Source organism: Syntrophorhabdaceae bacterium, from assembly GCA_036504895.1.
Taxonomy (GTDB): Bacteria; Desulfobacterota; Syntrophorhabdia; order Syntrophorhabdales; family Syntrophorhabdaceae; genus PNOM01.
Window position 1 is genome coordinate 14,449 of sequence record DASXUJ010000037.1, and the last position, 19,561, is coordinate 34,009.

At 53.0% G+C, this 19,561-nt stretch carries 17 protein-coding genes and 1 tRNA gene; 12 read left to right on the plus strand and 6 right to left on the minus strand.

Going from position 1 to position 19,561, the window contains the following annotated elements; translation table 11 throughout:
• Window positions 1–3 precede the first annotated feature (3 nt).
• The 9 genes from VGJ94_04650 to VGJ94_04690 all read left to right on the plus strand — a co-directional run bounded on the left by VGJ94_04650 (window position 4) and on the right by VGJ94_04690 (window position 7,788).
• Entirely contained in the window at window positions 4–2,280 is a 2,277-nt protein-coding gene (locus VGJ94_04650) for a TIGR03960 family B12-binding radical SAM protein (GenBank protein HEY3275888.1), read from the plus strand.
• On the plus strand, window positions 2,258–3,748 hold the full coding sequence (locus VGJ94_04655) for an Rne/Rng family ribonuclease (GenBank protein ID HEY3275889.1): 1,491 nt from the start codon (window positions 2,258–2,260) through the stop codon (window positions 3,746–3,748). The genes VGJ94_04650 and VGJ94_04655 overlap by 23 nt, the downstream gene beginning before the upstream one ends.
• Window positions 3,749–3,808: 60 nt before the next feature.
• Window positions 3,809–4,645, plus strand: a complete 837-nt coding sequence (gene ispE, locus VGJ94_04660) for a 4-(cytidine 5'-diphospho)-2-C-methyl-D-erythritol kinase (GenBank protein ID HEY3275890.1) — start codon at window positions 3,809–3,811, stop codon at window positions 4,643–4,645.
• Between the two features lie 10 nt (window positions 4,646–4,655).
• Window positions 4,656–4,925, plus strand: a complete 270-nt coding sequence (spoVG, locus tag VGJ94_04665; protein HEY3275891.1) for a septation regulator SpoVG — start codon at window positions 4,656–4,658, stop codon at window positions 4,923–4,925.
• A 13-nt stretch (window positions 4,926–4,938) separates the two neighbouring features.
• Window positions 4,939–5,010, plus strand: a tRNA-Gln gene (locus VGJ94_04670).
• Window positions 5,011–5,034: 24 nt separating this feature from the next.
• Window positions 5,035–5,970: a ribose-phosphate pyrophosphokinase gene (locus VGJ94_04675; protein ID HEY3275892.1), complete on the plus strand. Its 936-nt coding sequence runs from the start codon at window positions 5,035–5,037 to the stop codon at window positions 5,968–5,970.
• An 18-nt stretch (window positions 5,971–5,988) separates the two neighbouring features.
• The gene (locus tag VGJ94_04680; protein HEY3275893.1) at window positions 5,989–6,597 is read left to right on the plus strand and encodes a 50S ribosomal protein L25; all 609 of its coding nucleotides are present in this window, start codon (window positions 5,989–5,991) and stop codon (window positions 6,595–6,597) included.
• 6 nt (window positions 6,598–6,603) lie between these two features.
• Complete coding sequence (gene pth / locus VGJ94_04685; GenBank protein ID HEY3275894.1) at window positions 6,604–7,164, plus strand: aminoacyl-tRNA hydrolase; 561 nt, start codon at window positions 6,604–6,606, stop codon at window positions 7,162–7,164.
• Between the two features lie 207 nt (window positions 7,165–7,371).
• Entirely contained in the window at window positions 7,372–7,788 is a 417-nt protein-coding gene (locus VGJ94_04690) for a pyridoxamine 5'-phosphate oxidase family protein (protein ID HEY3275895.1), read from the plus strand.
• A 194-nt stretch (window positions 7,789–7,982) separates the two neighbouring features.
• Here VGJ94_04690 and VGJ94_04695 read toward each other — a convergent pair whose 3' ends face one another.
• The 3 genes from VGJ94_04695 to VGJ94_04705 form a co-directional block, all read right to left on the minus strand.
• Window positions 7,983–9,377, minus strand: coding sequence for a hypothetical protein (locus VGJ94_04695; GenBank protein ID HEY3275896.1), 1,395 nt, complete (start codon window positions 9,375–9,377; stop codon window positions 7,983–7,985).
• Window positions 9,378–9,700: 323 nt separating this feature from the next.
• Entirely contained in the window at window positions 9,701–9,868 is a 168-nt protein-coding gene (locus tag VGJ94_04700) for a hypothetical protein (GenBank protein HEY3275897.1), read from the minus strand.
• Window positions 9,869–10,108: 240 nt separating this feature from the next.
• Entirely contained in the window at window positions 10,109–10,582 is a 474-nt protein-coding gene (locus tag VGJ94_04705) for a PaaI family thioesterase (protein HEY3275898.1), read from the minus strand.
• 242 nt (window positions 10,583–10,824) lie between these two features.
• Between VGJ94_04705 and gpmA the strand changes: the two genes are divergently transcribed.
• The 3 genes from gpmA to VGJ94_04720 all read left to right on the plus strand — a co-directional run bounded on the left by gpmA (window position 10,825) and on the right by VGJ94_04720 (window position 13,865).
• Window positions 10,825–11,574, plus strand: coding sequence for a 2,3-diphosphoglycerate-dependent phosphoglycerate mutase (gene gpmA, locus VGJ94_04710; protein ID HEY3275899.1), 750 nt, complete (start codon window positions 10,825–10,827; stop codon window positions 11,572–11,574).
• 12 nt (window positions 11,575–11,586) lie between these two features.
• Window positions 11,587–12,465, plus strand: coding sequence for a hypothetical protein (locus tag VGJ94_04715; GenBank protein HEY3275900.1), 879 nt, complete (start codon window positions 11,587–11,589; stop codon window positions 12,463–12,465).
• Window positions 12,466–12,581: 116 nt separating this feature from the next.
• Window positions 12,582–13,865, plus strand: coding sequence for an ammonia-forming cytochrome c nitrite reductase subunit c552 (locus VGJ94_04720; protein HEY3275901.1), 1,284 nt, complete (start codon window positions 12,582–12,584; stop codon window positions 13,863–13,865).
• Between the two features lie 3 nt (window positions 13,866–13,868).
• Here VGJ94_04720 and VGJ94_04725 read toward each other — a convergent pair whose 3' ends face one another.
• The 3 genes from VGJ94_04725 to VGJ94_04735 form a co-directional block, all read right to left on the minus strand.
• Window positions 13,869–14,405 (minus strand): nitroreductase family protein, encoded by a 537-nt coding sequence (locus VGJ94_04725; GenBank protein HEY3275902.1) that lies wholly within the window; start codon window positions 14,403–14,405, stop codon window positions 13,869–13,871.
• A gap of 100 nt (window positions 14,406–14,505) precedes the next feature.
• Window positions 14,506–15,450: a DUF523 and DUF1722 domain-containing protein gene (locus VGJ94_04730; GenBank protein HEY3275903.1), complete on the minus strand. Its 945-nt coding sequence runs from the start codon at window positions 15,448–15,450 to the stop codon at window positions 14,506–14,508.
• Window positions 15,451–16,022: 572 nt separating this feature from the next.
• Entirely contained in the window at window positions 16,023–18,725 is a 2,703-nt protein-coding gene (locus VGJ94_04735) for a DUF6600 domain-containing protein (protein HEY3275904.1), read from the minus strand.
• Window positions 18,726–19,561: the final 836 nt, after the last annotated feature.

A 19,561-nucleotide genomic window follows, 5' to 3' on the forward strand; every position in this document is an offset into this window, starting at 1 on the left:
ATAATGAAACCGGCCCGTTACGCGGGTATCGAGCCCCACGCGGTAATGAAGGACCCCGCAGCGGTGACGGTGAGATTCGCCCTGGCCTATCCGGATATTTATGAAGTGGGTATGTCCTACTACGGCCTCTTTCTCCTCTACGAGCTGATGAACAACCGGGAGGATACATGGTGCGAGCGCTGTTTCGCTCCATGGCACGATATGGAGAATTACCTGAGAGAAGGAAACCGTCCCCTCGTCACCCTTGAATCCCATACCCCACTCGCGGTTATGGACGGGATCGGCTTTTCCCTTTCTTATGAGCTCAACGTAACAAATGTGCTCAACATGCTTTCTCTCGCGGGCATCCCCCTGAGGTCGGCCGAGCGTGAAAAGGGACCCATTATCGTGGGCGGCGGCCCGCTCATGCTGAACCCCAGGCCTTTCGAGACTTTTTTCGACATAATAGTCGTGGGGGAAGCGGATCACGCCATTCTCGATATCCTCGATGTACTGAAGGCCATGAAAGGGATGAACAGGAGCGAGATCGTTCGGGAACTGGGTACTATCGAGGGCGTATATGCGCCCCTTTACCCCCGGGCACGGGTGAAGAGGCTCTTCATCGAAAATCTGGATAACGCCTATCACCCTGTGCGGCCGCCCATTCCAGTGGTAGGCAGCATCCACAACAGATTGAATGTCGAGGTATCGAGGGGGTGCGGCAACGGGTGCAGGTTCTGTATGGCCGGGTTCGGCTACAGACCCTATCGCGAGCGTTCTTTTGAAACCGTGGCAGGAATTATTGATCGTGCATTGAGGAAGACCGGTTACGAGGAAGTCTCCCTTCTTTCTCTCAGCTCCGGTGATTATAGCTGTCTTTTTGATGTTATCAACCACATTAAAATGCATCACAGAGGCGTGTCGGTGGCCCTGCCGTCCCTTAAGATCGGAAGCATCGGCGAAGAGGAGATACAGATCATAGCAGACATCGCGCATACGGGCTTCACTTTTGCCCTGGAGTCGGCGTCTGTGGATATGAGGCGCCGTCTCAACAAGAACATTGATTTCGAGGCCCTCGTGAGGGTTTTGCCGGTCCTCAAGAAGTGCGGGTGGAGAAAGCTGAAACTTTACTTCATGATAGGCTTCCCGTGGGAGAAAGAGGAAGATATCATGAGTATTCGGGAGCTCGTGACCCCTTTCGCAAGAGAGGGCATAAATATAAACCTTGCGGTTTCGCCCTTCATTCCGAAACCCCACACACCCTTTCAGGGGTTGGCCATGGAGAGCGAGAGCGTGCTCGCAGAAAAGATGGCCATGATAAAAAGGGCGCTGAAAAAAAAGAACGTGACCGTGAGGTACAGGGACATAAGGACCAGCGCTATAGAAGCGGTTATTTCAAGGGGGGACGAACGTCTCTCCCCTCTCTTCGAGTACCTTGCGGACCATGGGGCGAAACTGGAAGCCTGGAGAGAATTTTTCAGGCCTGAGCTATATGACGACTGGTTCCGGAAAGAAGGTCTTTCCATGGAGGGCTACCTCGGCGCCATTGCTCCGGGAGAAAGATTGCCTTGGGAATTTATAGAAACGGGCGTCGAAAAGGCCTTTCTCGATGCAGAATTTCTGAAGGCGGACATGGGCGAGGGGACGGAAGACTGTTATACCGGCTGTGCGGCATGCGGGATCGGATGCCGCCGCACCGATACGTCTCCCTCAGACCCGGCCGAAGAATTGACCCCCTCTCCGGAAGACCGGGGCCCGGTGAGTCTCATACGCAATGCAGTCCACCTTTCCTACAAGTTCACCTTCAGGTACGGGAAATACGGTGACTCCAGGTATATAGGCCATCTCGACACGATGAATATCCTTCTGAGGGCTCTGAGGTCAGCGGGAATACTGATAAAGATGCACGGAAAATATCATCCCCTGCCTAAAATTTCCCTGTCCGAAGCCTTGCCCATGGGAATAGAGAGTACCTGTGAGCTCATAGAAGTGGAAACGGAAGGGGGAATCCTGCCCGACCGGATGTTGGTGGCAGAGATGAACAAGACATTACCCAGGGGAATGAGGATTTTTGAATTTCGCGCGGGCACGTTGCAGAGCTTAACCCGGGACTACGCATTTTTATTCGTTTCTCACGAGCCCGTGGATCTGGAAAGGGTATGGCCCCGGGAGAGAGGGGGGCGTTATTTCTCCATCTCCAAAGAGAGGAAGGGGATCAAAGAGCTATGGAAAAGCGGACGGTTTGAGCGTATTGTAAAAATGGAGGCGAGAAGGATCGATGGCATCGGAACTGATAATTAATGTAACTTTCAGCGAAACGAGGATAGCCTTTCTTGAGAACGGGGTGCTCGTTGAATTCTTTATAGAGAAGAAGAACGACAACAGTATGGTGGGGAGTATCTACAAAGGCAGGGTTGCCCGCATCGTTCCCGGCATGGATGCTGCGTTCGTGGATATAGGTCTGGAGAAGTCGGCTTTTCTCTATGTGGGCGATATTATCATCGACCGGATGATGTATGAGGAATTCGAGGACGCGGGATTTCATATTGAAATGCCGGAACGCATCGAAGGAGTGCTGGAAGAGGGACAGGAGCTTACCGTCCAGGTATCGAGAGAGCCTATCGGCCAGAAGGGGACCCGGGTGACGTCGAAGATCACGCTGCCCGGACGGCTCCTCGTCCTTATGCCGTCCACCGAGCACGTCGGCGTATCGAGAAGGATCGAGCAGGAAGACGAGAGAAAGAGGCTCGCCACGATTCTCAAGGAGATATGCCCCAAAGGGTTTGGAGTTATCGCAAGGACCGCATCTGAGGGGAAAGCAAAGGAGGAGCTGGAGAGCGATCTCGATTTTCTGAAAAGGGTCTGGGAGAGCACACAGGAGAAGGCCAGGCACGTGCGTGCGCCTTCTATACTCCATCAGGATCTGGGAATCATATTCCGTGTGATCCGGGACCTTCACTCCCACAACCTGAAGCGCATCGTGGTGGACGATCCGTATATTTACGAGAAGATCGAAGAGTTCCTGAAGGAGCTTTTGCCGGGGCAAGCCTGTGAAATCAGCTATTTTAACGAGAAAGACCCTATTTTTGAAGTTTATCGCATTGAAATGGAGATTGCGAAACTCCTGCAGAAAAAGATATGGCTCAAGTCGGGAGGCTATATCGTCCTCGACTACACGGAAGCCCTCACTGTTATCGATGTGAACACGGGTAGGTATTTGGGGAAGAAGGACCTGGAGGACACGATTCTCAGGACGAACCTCGAAGCGGTGAAGGAAATTGCCTACCAGATCAGGTTGAGGAATATAGGCGGGATTATCATCGTCGATTTTATCGATATGGAGCGGAAGGAATCGAGGGAGACGGTCTTTCAGACCCTGATGGAAGCGCTCAAGAAAGACAGGATCAAGACCTTCGCCTATCCCATAAGTGAGATCGGCCTTGTCCAGCTCACGAGGAAACGGACGCGCCATAATATTGTCACCCTTCTTTCCGAGGTGTGCCCGAATTGCGACGGCTCGGGTTACGGCAAATCACGCTATACGGTCTGCTACGAGGTGCTGAGGGAGCTCAGGAGCGCATGCAGGAAGGAAGAGGGGAAGACTTACAACGTGTACCTTTCGCCCGAAGTGGTGAGCCTCCTCTATGAAGAAGAGAAGAGCTCCATCGAGAGCCTCGAGACGACCTACAGGACCAAAATTAATGTCATCGCCAATCCGGAATTCGGTATCGACAGGTATCATGTGGAGGGTGTCTATGGGCAGGGATAAAGATTCTTCCGAGGCGGCTTTGTCCGGCATTTTCGGATAGAGGGAAGAAAGGGAGAAAGAATGAAGGGAACTTATCTGGCGCCCGCCAAGGTGAATCTTTTACTCAAGGTGCTTTCGAAAAGGGATGATGGATACCATAACATATTCAGCGTGGTCGACCTCGTATCCCTTTACGATGTTCTGCATATAGAGGACGATCCGTCGGGAAGGGTGGTGGTGGAGGACGACAAGGCCCTTCTTCCGGAGGGCGAAAAGAATACCGTCTACAGGGCTATCATGCTCGTCAAAAAGAAGTTCGGCGTCTCGCGGGGGGCGAGAGTGTTCATGGAAAAGAACATTCCCATCGGCAGCGGCCTGGGCGGGCCGAGCAGCGACGCGGCCACCGCACTGAAGGCGGTCGCGGGAATTTGGGGACTGGACATCAGCCGGGCCGACCTTATGGCTCTGGGCGCCTCGGTGGGGGCGGATGTGCCTCTCTTCCTGTATGGAAAGCCATGCGTGATGGAAGGCATAGGGGAGAGAATAACCCCCATTTCACTTCCTCTAATGCATTATCTCATCGTCTATCCGAACGTGCTTTTATCCACCCCGGAGGTATATAAGCGACTAAGAATCGTGTTGACAAAGGGGGAAAATGATATTAAATTGAGTGGGAATCTTGTAACTGCTTTCGACGTTTCGCGCATTTTGGAGAACGACCTTGAAGATGTCGGAATACTAATGTGCCCTACAATTAAAGTAGTAAAAGAAAGGCTGATCGCTTCCGGCTCTATCGGGGCATTAATGAGCGGAAGCGGTTCTTCGGTGTTCGGTATATTCGAAAATGAGACTGAAGCGGGAAGGGGTTCAGTCTCATTAGATGGTACGGGCAGCCGGTTTATCGTTCACAGTATCTAGGGGGGGACCTATGGACATTACGGCAGTGAAGATATTTCCCGTTAACGAGAAGAAGGTGAAGGCATACGCTTCTATTGTTCTGGATGACTGTTTTATCGTGAGAGACCTCAAAGTGATACACGGAGAGAATAAACTCTTTGTGGCCATGCCGAGCAAGAAAATGAAGGACGGCTCCTATCGGGACACCGTTCACCCTCTCAACAGTTCTATGAGGCAACAGATAGAATCGACCGTGCTGCAGGCGTACCAAAGCCAGATAGATAGCCTGGAAATTGGTTAAAAAAACAGATTATTGGGGTGTCGTCAAGCGGTAAGACACAGGCCTTTGGAGCCTGCATTCGGAGGTTCGAATCCTCCCGCCCCAGAACTTATTCTTTTAGGGGGTTCAGGTGGACAAGCTGAGAATATTCACGGGAAATGCGAATGCAGCGCTTGCGGAGAAGATCTGCAGCTTCCTCGGGATGGCTCCGGGGAAGGCGAAGGTCAGTAAGTTCAGTGACGGAGAGATACAGGTGGAGATAGAAGAGAGCGTCAGGGGGACCGATACGTTCGTGGTTCAGCCCACCTGTCCGCCGGTGAGCCACAACCTGATGGAACTGCTCATTATGGTCGACGCCCTTAAAAGAGCTTCAGCGGATCGTATCACCGTGGTGATACCCTATTACGGATACGCGCGCCAGGACAGGAAGGTAGTCCCGAGGACCTCGATATCGGCGCGTCTCGTGGCGGACCTCATTACCACTGCGGGGGCTTCGAGACTTCTTGCCATGGACCTCCACGCGGGTCAGATCCAGGGATTTTTCGGGGTACCTGTGGATCACCTCCTTGCGTTGCCTGTGCTCTTCGAATACTTAAGAAGGATCGAGGGGGAGATTGTCGTTGTCTCGCCCGACGCCGGCGGCGTCGAGAGGGCACGCGAGATGGGCAAGCGGCTGAATGCGACCCTTGCCATCATAGATAAGAGGCGCGAAAAGGCGAATGTATCGAAGGTTATGCATATTATTGGCGACGTCCGGGGCAAAACGGCGATAATTCTCGATGATATGATGGATACGGGCGGTACGATCGTGCAGGCTGCCGAAGCGATTATGGAAAACGGCGCCACCTCGGTCTATGCGTGCTGCACGCATCCAGTTCTGTCGGGCAATGCAGCGGAACGGATAAAGGCCTCTCCATTGAAGGAATTGGTGGTTACCAATACTATTCCACTGGCGGGCGCCGCAAAAGAGGTGGAAAAGATCAAGGTACTCGACGTATCGCCTATACTGGGCGAGGCGATCAGAAGAATACATAATGACGAATCAGTCAGTTCGTTGTTTATTTGATGAGGTAAGGAGGTTTCTATGGAACAGATGGTCATTAAGGCGGAAATTAGAGACAATAAAGGGAAATCGGTTGCGAGGAAGTTGAGAAAAGAAGGCAGGATCCCCGCCATTCTTTACGGCAGGGATGTGGAGCCTATCGTCCTCACGGTCTCCGCTCGTGAATGGAGCGTCCTCGGCCGCCATGTTAAGAGAAATGCAATTCTCGATATGGAGATATTGGCTCAGGGGGAATCGCAGCACAGGCCGGTAATGATTAAAGAAGTACAGAAGGAGACGGTGAATGACAGGGTCCTTCATATCGACTTTCTCCAGGTATCGATGACGAGAATGATAGAAGTGGAAATACCGATACGCCTGCAAGGTGAAGCTATCGGCGTGACCAAAGAAGGGATAGTCGAGCAGCACCTTCGGTCTATCAGGGTCGAATGCCTCCCGACACAGATCCCGGAAGCATTGGACATCGATATCTCTTCACTCGACATCGGCGATTCGGTGCATGTAAGCCAGGTATCGCTGCCGGGCGTAAAGCTCCTTGAGGGCGCGGATGTAGCGATCGTCACGATTGCCCATGGCGGCACCACGGAAGCACCGGTAGAGACGACCGAGACGGAAGAGAAAGAGGAGTAGCCATTATTGTTTCTCCTCTGTGGTTTAGGAAATAAAGGTAGCGGGTATGCGCATACAAGGCACAATATCGGCTACCTCGTGGTTGAAAGGTTTTCCGAAAAATACAAGGTGAGCCTCAACCAAAGAATGTGCGGATGCAGGGTGGGAACCCTGGATGACCTTATTATCGCAAAACCGCAAACCTATATGAACCTCTCAGGTGGACCCGTGGGGCAGCTCATGAAAAAAACGGGGGTTGCCCGGGAGGATCTCCTCCTCGTTCAGGACGATCTCGATATGGAGTTCGGAAAGCTAAAAATTAAATGGAACGGGAGAGACGCGGGTCACAAAGGCGTGAGGTCGGTTATCGAAAGCCTCCAGTCGCCCCTTTTTTACAGGATGAAGATCGGGATCGGAAGAGATCCCGGAATGGCCCCTGAAGATTACGTTCTTTCCCGGTTCCGGAATGAGGAGCTTGAGGATCTGGCCGACGCCCTGGACAGGGCCGCTGAGGCGGCGCATGTTTTTTTCCTGGAAGGCAGGGAAAAGGCAATGAGCATCTACAATAAATGGAATTCCGACCTGTGATGGACCGCAAAAACCTCTCGGCGGTCTCGACCGGCCCACAATGAACGGTCGGTTTTTCTCCACCTTTTCTCCGCTACTTCTCGGTCTTTCGCACTATATGTGAGGCCATCGAAGGCTTACGCAATATATGTTTCCTCTTGAGACTCTCTATGGAGTGCATTAGACTTAAATCAGCCGGATATCCAAAAACAACTCTGGAGGCTCCATATGACGAAAGAAGAGATTCTTAAATTCTGTAACGACCATCCCGCCTCGTTTTTTGCTACCCTTGAGGGGGACCAACCCCGGGTGAGGGGAATGGCCCTGGTGCGGGCGGACGAGAAAGGCCTGCTCTATCAGACCGCCGACGCAAAGGATGTATGGAAGCAACTGGTCAGGAATCCGAAGGTGGAGGTCAGTTTCAACGACCTTGAAGCCGGGATCCAGGTAAGGATTACGGGAACAATCGAGGTGTTCGAAGATCAGGCCCTGAAAGAGGAGATCTTAACCATGAGACCCTTCTTAAAGCCTTTTGTCGATACACAGGGTTGGGGCCCGATCAAAGTATTCAGGATCACGAAAGGCACAGCTTACGTGTGGACCAGGAAAAAAAACTTCGCCCCGAAAGAATTTATCGAAATATAAAGGTGGAGCAGAACGTGAGAGTAAGGATTGAGCCGATTGACCGCCAATCCTCACTCTCTCACCTATCCTTCCGCGCCTCTCCTGTCCTGACCGCAACGCATAAATAGATAATACTTCAAGAAGCTGAGCGGGAAGTGGATGGGACGAGAAAAAAGGGGAGGCAGCGCCCCCCATACTTCCGGTTTAGGACGGACTTAGAAAAAATACCAGGCTCCGACCCTGAATGAGCTTGCGGCGCCGTCCTTGCTCATAGTCGGGACGCCACCGACAACTGCGGGATAGCCCGCATAGCGAGTGTTGTAGTAGGAGTACTCGAAACCGACCCTGACCGCGGCATTTACATCATAGAGGAGATTAGCGATCATCTGCGTAGTATTGACCGCGGCATTGGTATTGGCCGCGCTGTTCATCCATGCCTGGCTGACATTGGTCCTCATGAAGCCGTACCAGCCGTTGATGAATAATTTATCGGTGAAAAAATAGGATGCCTGACCCCAGCCGCCGTACTGGGTGGGTGCAGCATAATCGAGCCCGAGGTAGGCAGCCTGCCCGGCCGGGGTCGTCAGATTAATGGTATTTGTGCCAAGGGTATTGTACACGCCGGAAGTATAACCAAAGTTTGCATTATATACATTCCCGTTATTCGAAGAGCTCATGAACATGCCCGGGTTCTGGCTGTAGAATACCACGCCTGATATGGAGAGTGCTCCTGCCTTATTGCCCTTCTTTTCGGGGATAATGGGGACGAAGCCTTTGAAGGAGATACCCCAGGAGTTTATGTTCTTGTCCTCATAGGTGAGCGAGCCGTTCGAATTCGTGATGCCCGTGATCATCTTCTGCTGGCCGTAAAATCCGTCCAGGGCGAAGAGCATCTTCCAGGGACCGATATTTCCGCATTTGTCCGAAGACCAGCCGAAGGAGCCTTCCAGGAAAGGCATTTGGCTCAAGGTGTAGCCGTCCACGCCCGGGCTCAGCGTCTCACCGTTCCCCGTAAGGGAGCCGCTTCCCAGGGTGTTCGTGGGAGAGATGATGCCTAATTTCCAGGTCCAGTCCTTCGCAAGGGTCTGCTCAAATCTTACCAAAGGCTGTCTGATCCCCTTGAGAAAGGGGCTGAGGTCATTATTGCCCAGGGTGGAATTTGCGTAGGTGGGAAGGAACCCCCAGGTCTGCCACGTCTGGCCTATTACGAGCTTGCTATGGGGCCATTCGAACTGCATGAAGGCATGCCTGAGGCTGAAGGTGCCGGCGTTGCTGCCTGCATTGCCGTTTGCCTGATTGCCTCTGAAATCTCCTTCGACAAATGCCGATGTTCGGGCACCCCATGCATCCGGCCCCCTCACCAGGAAATTGAGCCTTGTCTCGCCCGCGTAGGAATAGAAGTTGCCGTACTTATCGGCGAGGTTGTCATTCAATCCGCCCGACCTCTGGGCATACTGGATATCCTGATTCTGAGCCTGGGTCGTATAACCCATGTCGAACTTTACATACCCGCCGATAGTCATGTCCCAGCGGCTGGTTGCGCTTCCTGCAAAACCGAGAGCCGGAAGTGTGAGAAGTAGTGCGAGTGCGAAAATAGCGGTTCTCTTCATTCTGCCTCCTTACTATATATTGCGCCGGTATTACGGGCAGTCTGTCCCTGAAAGTTAGGGCCCTCCCTTCCGTGAACTTATCCGCGCCTGCTTTTGCAGCAGGTCTTCCCCTGGTCATCGTTATATCCTGGGAGATATAACAATGTCAAGAAAATAAGGAGAAAATGAAAAGGAGGGGAGGGCCCGAATTAGATCAGCCTTCGGGGTAAATAATCAATCCTTCATTTTCTTTAATTAAATTTAAATTAGTTCCGGGCCGAACACGGCCGCGCAGATGATCGCAAAATATCACATATGGTCCGGAAAGAGGGGCCGGTTGTTTCTCAGATGAGGCTTAGCAGTTTTTGCGAAGCATCAGGGGAGATCAGGTGGGCATGGGACGCCTTGTGGAAATCGAGTCCCTCGACCGTTGCCAGGGCTTCCGCATGACCGGCCATTGCACCGGCTCTGAGCGGAGACTCCTGCAAACCAAGCTCTACGCTATCATCCACGGTGTTATTCCCGCGGTCGTTTCGTGGAGCCCGTTCTGCTCGTGTGGATTTTGATTTTGATGAATTTACCGTTGAAGCAAGGGTGTTATCTACCTTCATGGACCACCTCGGTATAAGACTCAGAGCTATTGTACCATAAGGAGGCGACGGGCGAAAGGATTATTATCGCCCAATAACCAAAAATCTTAAGCAGGGCCGGGCAAAGACGGCTCTCGCAAATTGATAATTTCTCCCACTCCGTCATTTGAACAGGGAGCGCATGGAGGGCGATACTCCTCTGAAATCTAATACTTTTATTACATCCTCCAGCACGAAGCCTTTTGTCCTGAAAAAGGTGCCCGTTCCACGGGCGCATACCCGGTCCTCCATGTCCGCAATCTCGGAGTAAAGGTCGTACCTCCTTGAAGATCCGCCTCGTAACTCTGCCCATGCCTTGTATCTGTTCCCGCACGCCACGGGTCTCAGGAACTCTACCTCTATTTTCCATGTGGCGGAGACTACCTTGGTTCTGACGAAGAGAGTCCACCACATGACCTCATCGAGGATACCCGTAACTATACCGCCATGGAGCATCCCTTCGTAGCCCTGGAACCGATCGGGGGCGAGAAATTCGCAGAATGCCCTTTCGTCTGCGTAATGCAGCTCCAGACCCAGTCCGCCCGTCGCGGGACCGCAGAAGAAACATTTCTCGTACTTCGGCAGCATCTCGGCCATTTCGGATTACCTCCCTCGAGCTTGAATTCGGGTCTTAACAGGCGACGGTTTATGGAGCTATTCTAGCAGGAATAATTGACCTGAGGCAATCTAAACCGTTCCTCGCAGGAGGTCCTTCTTTAAAATGGTCAGGCCGGCGATCAACAGGAGATTGAATCTTGAATCCTCATAAGTATGGGTTCTTGCCGCAAAATATCTTATAATAGGATTAGGGTTTATAATCTATCTACGGGAAGGTGCGTATGATGCAGGTGGTTCTGTTGAGGCATGGAGAAAGCCAGTGGAACCTGGAGAACAGGTTCACCGGGTGGACCGACGTCGATCTTTCGGAGCGGGGAGTTGAGGAGGCACGAAAGGCGGGGGAGATTCTCAAGAAAGAAGGATTCCTCTTTGATGTGGCATTTACATCGGTCTTGAAGAGGGCGATAAGGACCCTCTGGATTACACTCGAAGAAATGGACCTGATGTGGATACCGGAGATCAAATCGTGGAGGCTTAACGAGAGGCACTATGGGGCACTCCAGGGGCTTAATAAAGCTGAAACCGCAAAAGCCTATGGAGAAAAACAGGTTCATGTCTGGAGGAGAAGTTACGACATCCCCCCTCCTGCGCTCGAACTTTGCGACACAAGGTATCCGGGACAAGAAGGGAAGTATGAAGCGGTCGCCAAAGACGAAATACCCCTGTGCGAAAGCCTCAAAGATACGGTGGAGAGGTTTCTTCCCTATTGGCACGATTCTATAGTGCCTACCATCCGCCAGGGGAAAAGGGTCATAATCGTCGCCCATGGAAATAGCCTGCGGGCTCTGGTGAAGCACCTGGACAACGTGTCCGATGAGGAGATACCGGAATTGAACATCCCCACCGGGGTTCCGCTCGTTTACCAATTCGATAATGACCTTAAACCTATATCTCACAGGTACCTCGCCGACGTGAGCGAGTTGGAGAAGGCGCTCAAAAAGGTGACCGACCAGGGTAAGGCCGAAGGATAAGGGGATGTTATTTTGAATTCACCCGTCCTTCTCCTTTCGGCGGAGGAAAAAGAAAGGTTTCACAAGAAAATATGCGGTCATTATTTGCAGTATGGCCGCGATCTGCCGTGGAGAAAGACCCGGGACGGATACCGGATTTTTGTTTCCGAGGTAATGCTTCAGCAAACGCAGGTGGAGCGGGTCATGGGCAAATATGAGGATTTCATCTATCTCTTCCCCTCCTTCGCAGCCCTTGCGGATTCTTCTTTGAAGGACGTGCTTTTCGCATGGCAGGGCCTCGGCTACAACAGACGGGCCCTTTCCATGGTCGGAGCAGCCCGGAAGGTGGTGACGCACCATGATGCTGCGCTGCCCCGAACAATAGGAGATCTGGCTGCCCTTCCGGGCATCGGGAAGGCCACAGCCGCCGCTATACTCTGTTTCGCATTCGATGAGCCTGTGCCATTTATCGAAACAAATATAAGAAGGGTTTTTATCGACCATTTCTTCCAGGGCACAGGACCGGTGAAAGATAATGAAATCCTTCCTTTAATTGAAGAGACCCTCGACCGCGACGCCCCCCGGGAATGGTTTTATGCCCTCATGGACTACGGGTCCATGCTCGGAAAAAAATCGGGCAATGCAAACCGTAAGAGCGCTCATTACCGGAAACAGTCTCCTTTCGCGAACTCGGACAGGCGCGTACGGGGAGCCGTTCTTAAACTTCTTCTGACGGAAGATTCAGTGTCTTCAGCCGACATCGGCGCCCGTACCGGGGTTTCAGCCGAAAGGGTCCTGCCGATTCTACGATGCATGGAGAGAGAAGGGCTGGTAAAGGAGACGGAGGGAACGTATATGATTAATGATGGAGAAAAAATGAATTCTCCGTCGATTTCGATTGCACCCTCATAAAGAGATGAATTAGATTTCATTATATAACGGTGTAACCCGAGTGGCGGACGCTCTCCGGGAAGAGCGTGCAGGGATTGAGTATAACCCGCTTATGATTCACTTAAAGAGGTGACGGTATGAAGGGGCGAGTGATATTGGTCATGGTAATTCTCGGAATAATGATTTTAACAGTCTCTCTGGCAACACGGGGAATTGCCCAAAAGCCGGCGGTGCCGGAGAAGTTGCCCGAGATCCCGGAAGGAGAATACGACCCGGCTTATTGGGGAAGATTTTATCCCCTCCAGTACAAGAGTTGGCTCAAAAGCCTCGAAACATCGCCTTCACCCACCGGATACGGAGGAAGTATAAACTTTCAGCATTCTACCAGGCAACCCGAGATTCTGATGAATTTTAAGGGCATGCCCTTCAGTAAAGATTACAGTGAAGATAGGGGCCATCCTTATGCACTCGGTGATTTTAAGCAGAGCAAGAGGGTTACCGCTGCTAGCCCGGGTGCATGCATGACCTGCAAGACTGCCAATCTCAAGGACATCTATAAGGAGATGGGCGGGACATACGCGAAGAAGCCGTTACAGGAATTGCTTCCAAAGCTGACCCACAGCATCACCTGTGCGAACTGCCATGATCCGGCTACCATGGGACTTCGCATTATGAACCCCGCATTTACCGAAGCAATGGAAAGACGGGGCATTGATGTGAAGAAGGCGTCGAGGGAAGAGATGAGGAGTTTTGTGTGCGGCCAGTGCCACTCCGAATACTACTTCGAGCCCGGCACGACTCGCGTGATTTTTCCCTGGAATAAGGGGCTAAGGCCGGACCAGACATTTGCCTATTATGAGATGAAACCGGGAGGGTTCGGTCAGGATTGGGTTCATCCCGATTCAAAGGCTAAGATGCTGAAAGCCCAGCACCCTGATTTCGAGACGTGGAGTACGGGAACCCACGGCAGCGCGGGCGTTTCCTGCGCTGATTGTCATATGCCCTCGATGAAGGAAGACGGAAAAAGATACAGTTCCCATTGGATCACGAGCCCCATGAGAACCGTTGAATCTTCCTGCAGCCCGTGTCATGAAAAAGACGCCCGGTGGCTCAGGAGCAGGGTGAAAACCGCCCAGGATACCACATGGCTATTACAGCGTACGGCAGGACAGCTTGTGGCCCGTGCCCATGAGACCATAGGCAAGGCCGCGGCCGCGGGTAAAGCAGATGAGGCCCGGCTTGAGAATGCCCGGGCACTGGTGAGAAAAGCTCAATGGTACTGGGATTTCGTGGCCGCCGAAAACAGCATGGGCTTTCACAACCCCGTGCAGGTCCTGGGCACATTGGGACAATCCATCGATCTTGCCCATCAGGCGATCGAAGAGGCGAACCGGGAGAAATGGGAGAAATGGGAGAAATGAGTGCTATCCGGTTTTTGTTGTGGTGAAACGATTGTGTCGTATTTTGTCATAATCTAATTTCTCAACAGAAACGGGAGGCTTGGTCTCCGCGCGAAAACCCACACTGATTATGCATTCCACCTTCACATTTTCGGGGATACCAAGGAGGTCCTGTACGTACTCCCCGGCTGTCAGGGCAGACGAATGGCTTCGGTTCCTGATTTGGATCCAACAGGTTCCGAGACCGAGGGAATGGGCAATGAGTTGAACCACGATCGCTGCTATGGAGCAGTCTTCGACCCACACGTCTGAGACCTTCTCATCTCCGCAGATTACGATGCCCAAAGGTGCTCCCTTTAAAAATGCGGAGCCCTGTTCCTTTGCGAGGGAGAGGTGTGCGAGGACGCCGGGATCATCGACGAAAATAAAGGTCCACGGGTTCCTCCCCATGGAAGTGGGACACCGAAGCAGGGCTTCCTTCATGATCTCGAGAGACCGCGCGTCTACTATGTCCTTCTCGTATTTCCGGATACTCCTTCTGGTACGCAGTATATTGATCAAGATATCCCTCCTGAAGAAATAGACTTTAGTTCTGCCTTTTAATGTCAATTATGACATGTTGCAGCCCATATTCAAGAGGATTCTTGTGGGGGGAGGGAGGTCAGGCATGGTTTCTGAGCATCAGTTCCGTTGGGTGAGGACTAAGGTAGAACTGAGTTTCGAGATAAGGTTGCTTGTATTTGCGGACGTAGTGACGGAGCAGGGTCAGGGGGACCGCGAGGGGCAGGAAACCTTTTCGATATTCTTCTATAAGTCCTAAAAGCTCACTTTTTTCATCTGCCGATAAATGTTTTTTGAAATAACCCGCTATGTGGAGCAGGACATTGGTGTTCTTCCGTGAAGTCGTGGGAAGTCGAAGGCCTTCCATGAGGAGTGAGATATACTCCCCGTGGATAACCGCGCGCAAATCCCCCGCAGTGGCGATGAGGCGGCCGAGGGTCGTATAATGCTTCGTGCTGTGGGAGAGGATGAGGAGCTTATGATTCGAATGAAAAGCTATGAGTTCCTGCGCCGAAGTTTTTCCGGCGATGAATTTCTGCCACCTCTTGAAGACGAAGAGACGGATAAGGAAATTCTCACGAAATCCGGGATCCCGAAGCCTTTCTTCGTCTTCCGCGGGGATGAGGGGAAAGCGCCTCGTAAATGCAGTGGCGAAAAGGCCCGCATCCTTTCTCCCGGATGTGCCTGCCCCGGTTTCAATGTGCACTCCCCCCAGGGCGCAGCTGGGCGACCGGCTCTTGAATATGAATCCGGAAAGTCCCTCATGTGAGATCCCATCGAGTCTGGCGCGTGACCATTCCACCATGCGCTCCGTATGGTCGATTCCGGTATGGGTGGTCCTGAGGTGGAGAGCGTCCGACTCTTCCACGAGTTGCATGGCCTCTCTGGGCACGGGCAGCCCGCATTCGACTTCCGGACAGACGGGGCACCATTCGATAGAACGGCCAAGGGTGTCGGTGAGATAGTGATCCTGCTTACCGGTCCCGTCATAGCGTATCTTATCGCCCGTCAGACATCTGCTGATTCCGACCCTGATCTTTTCCACGCGATCATTCCTCCGCCATGACCGGTCACTTCCCCGCACTGGGGACCGGTTCTCCCGCGCCTTTCCTGCGCGCATCCCGCCGGCCACCCTTGACAGGTATTAGGGATCCTTATATTATAATAGAATGGACGACCAAAAACCGTCAACAGGGGAAATCAAAACACCCCCAAACATGGTGGTCTATCGCCCTGATGAGCCACTTTACGAGACCCTCTACACATGCGTCTGTCTTTCCGAAATTCGGGATATGGCCGATGAAGAAGTCGGGGAGCCCAAAAAGGAAAAACAGTCGCCCGGCGGATAATCGGCTATTCGGCAAAATCTGTACAGAAAAGATGTGTTCGGCAGTTCCCTCTGCTTTCCAGGTGTAACGAGGAAGGTCCGCCTTGATTTTACGCATTACGGAGAAGCTCCTCTCATAAAGATATAGGCGAGTGCTTCCCACGATTCCGGAAGGTCAGTGAAGCCGGAGGGAAAGAGATGAATCCCTTTCCCTCCGGCCGTACCCCTGTTTCTGTCTATCCACCGGGAGTGAAGTAGCTCACTCCCGGTGAAGAGTCGGTTTTAGTGCTTCACCCGGGCTGTCCCGGCTGCTGCTGTGGTTTCTGCTGCTGTTGCTGTCTTTGTTGCTGCTGTTTCTGCTGCTGCTCTCGCTGTTGTTGTTCCCTCTGTTGCTGCTGTTTCTGCTGCTGCTCCTTTTGTTGCTGCTGTCTTTGCTGCTGTTCTCGCTGCTGCTGCTCCCTTTGCTGCTGCTGTTGCTGTTGTTTTTGCTGCTGCTGCTGTTGTTGTTCCCTCTGTTGCTGTTGTCTCTGCTGCTGCTCTCTTTGCTGTTGTTGCTGCTGCTGCTGTTGTCTCTGCTGCTGTTCCCTTTGCTGGGCCTGCTGCTGTTCCCTTTGCTGCGCCTGCTGCGCCTGCTGTGGCTTAGGCTGCTGCGCCTGCTGCTGTGTCTGCTGCTGTGGCTTAGGCTGCTGGGCCTGCTGCTGTGCGTGTTGCTGCGGCGGCTGCTGCTGGGCCTGCTGCTGCGGTCTCGGAACCTGGTTTACCTGTCCCGGCTGGCCCGGTTTTGAGGGGGGTGTTATTCCACCCGGCTGTGACGGCTGGCCTGGCTGACCAGGCCTCGACGGAGGAGTAACTCCGCTGGGCTGTCCCGGCTGTCCCGGTTTTCCCGGAGGAGTAATCCCACCGGGCTGGGTGGGCTGTCCCGGTTTTGAGGGAGTAGTAACCCCGCTGGGCTGTCCGGGCTGTCCGGAAGGAGTCGGCTGACCGGGCTGACCCGGTTTCGACGGAGGAGTAATCCCGCCCTGCTGTCCCTGCTGTCCCGGTTTTCCCGGAGGAGTCGGCTGTCCCGGCCTTGACGGAGGTGTTATGCCGCCCGGCTGGGTGGGCTGTCCCGGTTTCGACGGAGGCGTAACCCCGCTGGGCTGTCCCGGTTGACCCGGCTGTCCGGGTTTCGACGGAGGAGTCGGCTGTCCCGGTTTTCCCGGAGGAGTAATCCCACCGGGCTGGGTGGGCTGACCCGGTTTTGACGGAGGAGTAACCCCGCCCGGCTGACCCGGCTGACCCGGCTGACCCGGCTGACCGGGTTTCGACGGAGGAGTCGCCTGACCCGGCTGACCCGGTTTTCCCGGAGGAGTCGGCTGTCCGGGCTGACCCGGTTTTCCCGGAGGAGTGGCCTGACCAGGTTGACCAGGTTGACCAGGACCCGTAATTCTCCCGGTAGGCTTCACATCTTTCTGAACGAGTTTGACTTCTGCTTTCGGCTTATTCATCTGGTTTGCAGGTACGATGTAGTCATGGCTCTTCGGCTGATCGATCTTGGTATTGCGGTTGATCCTTCCCTCAGGAATCTTCTTTACCTGCTGCTCGAGAGTCTGGGCGTTTATATTCCTGACTTGGGGCATCGCCTTCTCGTTCTGCCTTATTCTCGTGACCACGCTGTTGTGGGGTTTATTATTTACCGTCACATTCGTGAAATTGAACTTCTGCTTATTCGTTGTGTAGTTGTTGATGACCGTATTGTTCACCACCGGAGCTGCCCTGTAATTATTGATAATGGTGGTCTGATTGATATTGGTTACCCGAACGCTCCGATAATTGTTCACGTTGTAAAAATTGTTCTGATTCACCACCACCGCTTGATTCACGTATGCATATCTATTGATATGAACATCCACGTGTCTACCGCCGGTTATGACGATGTCGTGGCGGCCTCCCCAGTGGCGATGGCTATAGTAAGGTTCCGCAGGGGCAAGGGGCACCCATCCTACGTTGGGGCCGCTATGTATCCAGGCGACTCTTCCCGGGGTCCAGGCGAAGGCGATATCCAAAAGAGGTATGCCGGCTACTACCCTTGCGACGGGTGGGGCCCAATACCAGTGATGGCCGACGCGGACCCAGTTGCCGTAGTGGTGCGTCATATATCCGAAAGGCTCTGCAGGAACCCATGTCTGGTCGCCGGACCAGTCGGTCCAACGGCCCGCCGTAAACGGCGCCCATCCAGCATCCACATTCACCGGCCGCCACAATAGCCTCTCTCTGCCTTCATACACGACTCTTTCCCATCTGCCGTTCTCCTCCAGGACATAGGCTTCGTCCTGCAGTGCGGGAGGGAGGTACTTCGCCGACGGACCTCGGACTCTTACCTTTGATGCCCAATATGCTTCACGTGTTCCGTTCCACTGGTCCCACGTGGGATCAACGGCCCCTTCGCCCGAGGCGACCTGATTCTGGTCGGCGAGAACCGATGGCGAACCGGCAGTCACATCATATTTTGCCTGGGTTGAAGAATGGATGAAACTGACCTTGCCTTTGACGGCGATCACCTCGACCGAATTCTCCCCAACGTAGAAATCAAAGACGGAGCCCGGATAGGCGAGCACATAGCCGAAAGGACAGGTGGCCTTAATGACTGTTTTGTGGCCTTTATTGTAAAAACGTGCCACCCCGGAAGCCACGTCAGCCTCCGATACCTCGACATCGAGGGCGATGAACTGAATCTGGGTGCTGTAGCCGTTCCTGATCCAGGTCCCGTTGGGAACGATTAGTTCATTCATCCCCTGGGTCCCGGAAAAAAGTGTGTCGCCGGCGCCGAAGGGCGCATCCTTGACCACGGCCACCCAGTCATTTTCCGCCGCAACATAACGAAGAAGGTCCCCCTCGATATGGTAGACGCGACCCACGACCACGGAGGGCGCATCAGCCGCGAATGACGGCATGATCATCGCAGCCACCGCGGGGAACAAAAAGACCATGAATACCAACCATCTTTTCATCATTATCATCTCTCCTTATAATATTTTGTCCATAAAGGACCATTCGCATGACTGTACGGTGTTCACGGGAAAGGTCCCTCTCCGGCGCCTCAAATCGGCGCCCGGATTCCCGAACAGCTTTTATATGTTCAGTGTGCCGAATATGACTCCATAAGCCGGCGACACCGTGGGGAAGAGAAGACGACCCACCTACAGGTTTTCCATATTATCCCGGATGGTGATTCCAGGCTCGGAAAGCTTTTGTGTCGTGATCTCTTTACAATGTTGACGAGCAAGATGCATGCCACAGTCATATAATCTCATTAAAAAAGGCGATATATAAACGGGCATAGTAATGACAACAATATAATACGAAATGATATAAGCGGGAAAGCTTTTTATTAGCGGCAATAAAAGAAGCAACAAAAATGTGTCGCCCTCTTTGAGAGGGGCGACATTTTTGTCTGTGCAGTTAATGGGCTCACGTCGCCCCTCACTCAGCAAAGCTGAGCGAGCCTCCCCCGCTTCAGGCGCCTACTGTTGGTCTCGCTCGCGGTGCGAGCTGGACGCGCTCGATAGATTTTTTGACAGTTAGACATTGCACTGGACGCCTAAAGTCACTGGGATGAGGTCGATCCTGAAGAAGGGTTAGCGTCGCCCCCCTTGCCGGGACACCTCTCTATTTGCTTTTACTATATACTATATACTAACGACTATCGACTGCATTTGAGCCATCGACTGTTTCTCGCTTGTGTCGTGTTTGCTATCTGTGGTATAAAAGGACAGCTACGGGAGAGATGTCCGAGCGGCTGAAGGAGCACGACTGGAAATCGTGTGAACGTTAACGCGTTCCGAGGGTT